The organism is Actinomadura sp. KC216 (assembly GCF_004348535.1).
In the GTDB taxonomy this organism is placed as follows: Bacteria; Actinomycetota; Actinomycetes; order Streptosporangiales; family Streptosporangiaceae; genus Spirillospora.
Genome location: NZ_SMJX01000441.1, coordinates 1 through 5,521, shown reverse-complemented (window position 1 = coordinate 5,521; position 5,521 = coordinate 1). Strand labels below are relative to the sequence as shown.

The following is a 5,521-nucleotide window of genomic DNA, read 5'->3' as shown; positions in this document are numbered from 1 at the left end:
CCCTGACCCCGCCCTTACGGGGGCGCCGGGGGCAGCTCTCCGGGTGTGGGGAAGGAGCTTTGCGCGCCCGCCTTGCGGACGGCGGCGGCGCCCGCGCGGGCGGCGTAGCGGGCCGCGCCGGGCAGCGGGTCGCCGCACGCGAGCCGCAGGCACAGCGCGGCGGTGAACGCGTCGCCCGCGCCGGTCGTGTCGACCGCGTCCGCCTCCGGCGACGGGATCTTGACCGGTGCGGTGGCGCCGTCCGCGACCACGACGCCGTCCGCGCCGAGCGTGACGACGACCGACCGGGGCCCGGACCGGGCGAGCCCGGCCGCCATGGCCGCCGGATCACCGTTCCCGTCCCCGCCCAGGAGATGGGCGGCCTCGTGCTCGTTGACGACGAGGGGGTCGCAGCGGGCGAGCAGCTCGCCCGGGACGGGCGCGGGCGGCGACGGGTTGAGCACGATCCGCCCGCCCGCCTCCGCCGCGACGCGGGCGGCGGCCTCCACGGCGGGCAGCGGCACCTCCAGCTGGAACGACACCACCGACGCGGCGGCGATCATCGCGCGGGCGGCCGTGACGTCGGCCGGGCCGAGCCGGGCGTTGGCACCGGGCGAGACGATGATGCTGTTGTCGCCGTCCGGCCCGACCGTGATCAGCGCGACGCCCGTCGGCACGCCCGGTGTGGTGGTGAGGTGGGCGAGGTCCACGCCGTCCGCCGCGAGGGCGGCGCGCAGCAGCTCGCCGTGGCCGTCGTCGCCGACCCGCCCGACGAGCCCGGCCCGGCCGCCGAGCCGAGCCGCCGCGACCGCCTGGTTGGCGCCCTTGCCGCCCGGGTGCGTGGCCAGGTCGGAGCCGAGGACGGTCTCCCCCGGCGCGGGCCGCCGCTCGACGCCGACCACCAGGTCCGCGTTGACCGATCCGACGACGACGACATCCCAGTCCCAGTCCCGTGAGCGCACGGTTCAACCGACTACAGGGACGGGCGCGCCCGCGCAACCGCACCCACGTTCCACGGCGTCACCGCATGTGCAGCTCGGCGAGGTCGACCACCTCGCCCAGCTCCGCCACGGACGGGTAGTAGCCGCGGCCGACGAACGCGCCGTCCCGCGTCGCCAGCAGCGCGCTCGCGCCGTGCACCCCCGCGAACTCCGCCCACACCCGGTGCGCCCCGGTGAGCCGTACCGCGGTCACCCGCAGGCCCCCCGGCCCGACCCAGCTCCGCTGATCATCCCCCATGCACAGAACGTTACGCTCTGTCACTTTCTGTAGCGGGAGCGGGCTCCACGGCGGCACGGGCCGCGCGCCGCGGACCTGGACGAGCACGCTCACCGCGGCGAGCACGGCCGCGAGGCCCAGCGACGCGCGCATCCCCTCGATGCCGTAGCCGGTCAGCGACCAGGTCGTGACGGCCAGCGCCGGGCCGAGCGCGACGCCGAGCTGGCGGGCGAGGCTGGTCGTGGCGCCGGTGGTGCCGAGCAGGTGGCGCGGTGCCCGGCCCATGGCGATGGTCTGGTTCGGGCCGGCGAACAGCCCGGCCCCGGCGCCCGCGACGGCGAGGCGCCACGCCAGGTCGGCCGGGCCCCAGCCCGTCCCGGCCGGGACGAGCAGGACGAGCCCGGCGGTGACGGCCGCCGCGCCGCCGATCGCGACGGCGCGCCCGTCGAACCGGTCGGCGAGCGCGCCGCCGATCGGGCCGGTGACCATCACCGCCGCCGGGAACGCGAGCATCGTCAGGCCGATCTCGGCGGGCGTGGCCGTCCCAGAGCGCTGCAGCTGGAACGGGATCAGGAACTGCACGCTCATCACGGCCGCCATCTCCGCCAGCAGCGCCAGGTGCGGGCCGGGCATGCCGGGCGCCCGCAGCAGCTCACGCACCGGGCGGCCGTCCGGGAGCCGCCACCAGGCCAGGGTGAGCGGCACGGCGACGACGGCCAGCGCCAGCCAGCCGGGGCCGTGCCCCGCGCCGAGCGACAGCGCGAGCATGAGCGCGATCGCGGCGCCGCCGAGCAGCGCCGTCTCCACCAGCCGCGCCCGTCCGGGAATCCAGCCCCTCGCGGGGTCGCCCGCCCGCACCGGGACGGGCCGGTCCCCGGCGGCCAGCGACGACCAGCCGAGCGCGATGACGAGCACGCTCACCGGCACGTTCAGGAAGAAGATCCACGGCCAGCCGGCCCGCTCGATGAGCAGGCCGCCGAGCGCGGGCCCGGTGACCCCGCCGAGCGGGCCGAGCGTCATCACCACGGCCATCGCGCGGCCGCGCACCTCCGGCAGGACCGCGATCGTGGTCAGCACCGGGACGAGCGCGAGCAGCACGGCCGCGAACGCCCCCTGGACGACCCGCGCGGCGATCATCCAGCCGATCCCGGGCGCCAGCCCGACCGCGACGCTCGCCGCCGCGAACCCGGCGACCGAGACGGCGAGGGCCTCGCGCCGCCCCACCTGGTCGAGCCACCGCCCGGCGGGCAGCGTCAGCGCGATCAGCGGCAGGACGTACCCGAGCACCACCCCTGCACTTCGCCTCGCGCACCGAGCTCGTGACCGCGCTGTTCGGCTTCATCGCCGAGCAGGAGGGCCTGCGCGACTCGCTCGCCCCCGTCCGGGACGCGCCCGACGCGGTGTCCGCGCTGCGCGCCTGGGCCCGGCACCTGGCCGCCTACCACCCGCGCCTGATGACCGTCGACCGCGCGATCGACCGCGTCCGGCACGCCGATCCCGACGCCGCCCGGCACCGCGCCACCGTCGATGAGAACCAGTTCCGCACCTGCCGCCGCCTCGCCGAGCGGCTCCACGACGAGGGCCGCCTCGCCGCCCACTGGACGGTCGAGACCGCCGCCGACATGCTGTGGGGCCTCATCGCCACCGACCTCTTCGAGCGCCTGCTGACCGGCCGCGGCTGGACGCGCGAGGCCCTGGCCGACCACCTCGTGGCCTTCTACGAGGCGACCTTGGTCAAGCCCTGAACGTGTCCGGCCCCAGCCGAGCGCCCGTCCGGCTCAGGACGCGCCGAAGGTGGCGGGGTCGGGGCCGACCCGGACGCCCTTGTCCATCTCCCCGATCGTCTTCATGTCGTCCGGGGACAGGTCGAAGCCGAACACGTCGAGGTTCTCGGCGATCCTGGACGGCGTCACCGACTTCGGGATGACGACGTTGCCGATCTGCAGATGCCAGCGCAGGACGATCTGCGCCGGGGTGCGCCCGTGGTTCCGGGCGATGCGGTCGAGGGCCGGGTCGTCCAGCAGGCCCTGGCCCTGGCCGAGCGGCGCCCACGCCTCGGTGCGTATGCCGTGGTCGCGGTGGAACGCGCGCAGGCCGTCCTGCTGGAGGTAGGGGTGCAGCTCGATCTGGTTCACGGCCGGGACGACGTCCGCCTCCTCGATGATCCGCCGCAGCGTCTCGACGGTGAAGTTGGAGACGCCGATCGAGCGGGCGCGGCCGTCCGCCTTGAGCCGCTCCAGCGCCCGCCACGTGTCGAGATAGGTGTCCCGGGCCGGCATCGGCCAGTGGATCAGGTAGAGGTCCAGGTGGTCGAGGCCGAGCCGGGACAGGCTCGCCTCGCACGCCCGGAGCGCGTTGTCGTAGCCCTGCTCGTCGTTCCACAGCTTCGTGGTGACGAACAGCTCGTCGCGCGGCAGGCCCGAGTCGCGCAGGGCCCGGCCCACGCCCTCCTCGTTGCCGTAGGCGCTCGCCGTGTCGATGCTGCGGTACCCCGCCTCCAGCGCCGCCGTCACCACGCGCTCCGCCTCGTCATCCGGCACCTGGAAGACCCCGAAGCCGATCTGCGGCATCGCGGCCCCGTCGATGAGATCAACGTTGGGTACGGTCACGGGTCCCCCTCTCGGCCTGCTATGGCACGCGGGCGATCCTGCCCGGGAAAGGGGCGTCCGAACCCGGTTCGCGTGACGGCGGCGCCCAGGTCAGGACCGGTTCCACCGGCGCTGCGCGCGGGCGATCTCCTGGAAGGCGTCCTTGAAGGCGGTGAAGCGCTCCTCCCCCAGCTCCTCCCGGTGCCGCCGCTCGATGGCGGCGAGGATGGCGCGGGCCTTGGCGATCTCGTCGAGGCCGTGCTCGGTCGGGACGACGCGCTTGGCGCGGCGGTCGGCGGGGTCGGGCTCGCGCCGGACGTAGCCGAGCGCGACGAGCTCGTCGACGATCGTCCCGACGATCTGCTTGTGCTGGCCGGACCGGGCGGCGAGCTCGGTGGCGCGCAGCCCGTCCCGGTCGAGGAACGCGAGGACGGTCCCGTGCCGCGGCCGGACGTCCGGGTGGCCCTGCTCGGCCAGCCGCTGGAACAGCTCCTCTTGAAGGGCCCGCATCAGCTGCCCGGCCAGCATGCCCAGGTCGGGGGCCGCTCGCCCCGCGCCCGTGGACGCCGCTTCCATGAACGCCTCCCGCTTTTTAGTCACGGATCTTGACTATCAATGCTCGTGACTATAGCGTACTCCCCATCGGCACCGGAGCCTCCGGCGCACATCGAACAGGGAGCCCACCATGGCGAACGAGATCGACACCTACGCCGCGACCAAGCTCGACCCCAAGTACGCCGAGATCCTCACGGCCCTCCGCAAGCTCATGGCCGAGGCCGCGCCGGACGCGACCGAATGCCTCACCTACGGCTCGCCCGCCTGGCGCGGCACGAAGATCCTCGCGGTGATCAGCCAGAGCAAGACGCACCTCACCTTCGCCTTCGAGCGCGGCGCCGAGTTCGACGACGAGCACGGGCTGCTGGAGGGCGTCGGCAAGAAGACCCGGCACGTCAAGATCAAGACGCTGGACGGGATCGACGAGAAGGCCCTGCGCGACTACATCGCCCAGGCCGTCCGCCTCGACCAGAGCTGATCATAGGCTCGGGGTACGCCGACACCCCCCGTTGGAGGAGCGATGCACATCCGCCGCACGAGCGCGCACCACGCCTGGGACAACGCGATCCCGCCCATCGCGACCGTCGCGCCGGGCGAGGAGCTCACCGTCGAGACCACCGAGGCGAGCGGCGGCCAGCTCGGCGCCGGGTCCGGCACGGCCGAGGTCGCCGCGCTCGACTTCGGCCGCGTCAACCCCGTCACCGGCCCGTTCCGGGTCGAGGGCGCCGCTCCCGGCGACGCGCTGGTGATCGACGTCCTCGGCATGGAGACCGGCGAGTGGGGCTGGACGGCCTGCATCCCCGGCTTCGGCCTGCTCGCCGACGACTTCCCCGACGCGCACCTGCGCGTCTCGAAGATCTCCGGCGGGTTCGCCGAGCCGCTGCCCGGGCTGCGCGTCCCGGTCGTCCCGATGATCGGCACGATCGGGGTGGCGCCGCCGGAGCCCGGCCCGCACTCGATCGTCCCGCCGCGCCGCTGGGGCGGGAACATGGACGTCCGGCACATCGGCCCCGGGGCGCGGCTCGTCCTGCCGGTCGGCGTGGACGGCGCGCTGCTGTCCCTCGGCGACGCGCACGCCGCGATGGGCGACGGCGAGGTGTGCGGCACCGGCGTCGAGATCGACGGCGTCGTGCGGCTCCGCGTGGACGTGCGCAAGGGCGCCGCCCCGCCCGCCCCGATGG

General features: G+C 75.1%; 7 protein-coding genes. 3 read left to right on the top strand and 4 right to left on the bottom strand.

Annotation, left to right across the window (positions count from 1 at the left end):
* Positions 1 to 14: 14 nt before the first annotated feature.
* Both E1264_RS39480 and E1264_RS39475 read right to left on the bottom strand, forming a co-directional pair.
* On the bottom strand, positions 15 to 941 hold the full coding sequence (locus tag E1264_RS39480) for a ribokinase (RefSeq protein ID WP_132182183.1): 927 nt from the start codon (positions 939 to 941) through the stop codon (positions 15 to 17).
* A gap of 58 nt (positions 942 to 999) precedes the next feature.
* Positions 1,000 to 2,487 (bottom strand): MFS transporter, encoded by a 1,488-nt coding sequence (locus tag E1264_RS39475; protein WP_132182181.1) that lies wholly within the window; start codon positions 2,485 to 2,487, stop codon positions 1,000 to 1,002.
* 29 nt (positions 2,488 to 2,516) lie between these two features.
* Between E1264_RS39475 and E1264_RS39470 the strand changes: the two genes are divergently transcribed.
* Complete coding sequence (locus tag E1264_RS39470; RefSeq protein WP_132182179.1) at positions 2,517 to 2,942, top strand: hypothetical protein; 426 nt, start codon at positions 2,517 to 2,519, stop codon at positions 2,940 to 2,942.
* A 33-nt stretch (positions 2,943 to 2,975) separates the two neighbouring features.
* On the opposite strand, the gene E1264_RS39465 is transcribed toward E1264_RS39470, so the two are convergent.
* Positions 2,976 to 3,767 carry an aldo/keto reductase gene (locus tag E1264_RS39465; protein ID WP_132182187.1) on the bottom strand — a complete coding sequence of 264 codons (792 nt, stop codon included), beginning with the start codon at positions 3,765 to 3,767 and terminating at the stop codon, positions 2,976 to 2,978.
* A gap of 129 nt (positions 3,768 to 3,896) precedes the next feature.
* A complete protein-coding gene (locus tag E1264_RS39460; protein ID WP_243711455.1) occupies positions 3,897 to 4,385 on the bottom strand; it encodes a MarR family winged helix-turn-helix transcriptional regulator in 489 nt (162 codons plus the stop codon).
* Positions 4,386 to 4,470: 85 nt separating this feature from the next.
* Here E1264_RS39460 and E1264_RS39455 point away from each other — a divergent pair, with 85 nt between their 5' ends.
* Positions 4,471 to 4,818 (top strand): DUF1801 domain-containing protein, encoded by a 348-nt coding sequence (locus E1264_RS39455; protein WP_132182177.1) that lies wholly within the window; start codon positions 4,471 to 4,473, stop codon positions 4,816 to 4,818.
* Positions 4,819 to 4,860: 42 nt separating this feature from the next.
* A partial coding sequence (locus tag E1264_RS39450; protein WP_132182175.1) for an acetamidase/formamidase family protein occupies positions 4,861 to 5,521 on the top strand: 661 nt, incomplete at its 3' end.

Excerpts from the sequence above, each read along its gene's own strand:
- E1264_RS39465 (WP_132182187.1), bottom strand. The coding sequence starts at position 3,767 with ATGCCGCAGATCGGCTTCGGGGTCTTCCAGGTGCCGGATGACGAGGCG.
- E1264_RS39455 (WP_132182177.1), top strand. The coding sequence starts at position 4,471 with ATGGCGAACGAGATCGACACCTACGCCGCGACCAAGCTCGACCCCAAG.